1 protein-coding gene is annotated in these 1,385 nt (G+C 48.4%); it reads left to right on the top strand.

What is annotated here, in order from left to right; translation table 11 throughout:
- A partial coding sequence (gene menD, locus R7Q11_RS24725; RefSeq protein WP_225466828.1) for a 2-succinyl-5-enolpyruvyl-6-hydroxy-3-cyclohexene-1-carboxylic-acid synthase occupies positions 1-1,385 on the top strand: 1,385 nt, incomplete at both ends.

The following is a 1,385-nucleotide window of genomic DNA, read 5'->3' as shown; positions in this document are numbered from 1 at the left end:
TTCGACTCCTTTGACTTTAGAAGCGGTGGAACGGCCAAATTTTTCCATTCATACTCATTTTGATGAGCGTGGATTAGGTTTTATGGCGCTTGGTTTGGCGAAAGCGAGCCAAGAGCCGGTAGCCGTTATCGTGACTTCTGGCACTGCGGTCGCAAACTTGTTGCCTGCGGTAGCAGAAGCTAAATTAACGGGCGAAAAACTGGTTTTGCTTACCGCTGATCGCCCTGTTGAACTCGTCGGTTGTGGCGCAAACCAAGCAATTAATCAGCTTGGGATTTTTTCGCATCATGTATCGGCAAATTTGAACTTGCCAAGTCCGAGTTTAAATACGCCGCTCAACTGGTTACTCACTTCGGTTGATGAGGTGATGTTTAACCAGCAGTTACATGGCAGCGCGGTTCACATTAACTGCGCCTTTCCTGAGCCGCTGTATTCTGACGGGGAAAAAAGCGCTTACCAAAGCTACCTGAACAGTGTCGAAGCGTGGCGCAAAGGCGGTCAAACATATACTCAACGATTCGTCAGTCCATCATTTCGTGACATTCCATTTTGTGCTGATAGAAAAGGCGTGGTTGTTATTGGCAGCTTACCTGCTGATCACGCGCAAGCGGCAAAAGCGTTTGCACAGCAAATGGGGTGGCCTGTATTGGCGGATCCGCAAAGTGGAGTTAGCTCCGGTTGGTCACATTATGATTTGTGGTTACAACAGCCTAAGTTGGCCAGCCAACTCGACGAATGTGATTTGGTGCTCCAGTTTGGTAGCCGCATCATATCTAAGCGATTGAACCAATGGATTAATAAACAGGTGTCGCAAAGCCAACAAGGCCGAGATGTTCAGTACTGGTTTATCTCGCCAAGTTTAAGCCGAGATAACCAAACACACCTTCCGCAATTGCATTGGGTGGCATCACCTAAAAGTTGGGTCGAGCGTGTTGATGTTAAGAGCTCAAGTACTCAAGGATGGGCTGATGGATTACTGACCGATATAGCCCAGGTTCGCGCTCACATTCGCGATGAGGTTCTGTCTTCATCAGCTTCAACGCTTAATGAAATGGCGCTAGCGGCTGACATTGAAGAGCGAACGCAGAACGTCGATGTCTTTCTCGGTAACAGCTTGTTTGTTCGATTAGTCGATATGTTTGGCCGATTAAATACTGAGGTGTTTACCAATCGCGGAGCGTCGGGTATTGATGGTCTATTTGCCACAGCTTCGGGTGTGCAGCGCTCACGAGGCAAGCCGCTATTGATGTACATCGGTGATACATCGGCGCTTTATGACCTCAACTCGCTCGCGCTGTTTTCTCGTAATGATCTGCCATCAGTACTTGTGGTCACAAACAATGATGGTGGTGCGATTTTCGATATGTTGCCAGTGCCTCAGGAGC

This window comes from Vibrio sp. 970 (assembly GCF_033339075.1).
This window is presented reverse-complemented; position numbering and strand designations above follow the sequence as displayed.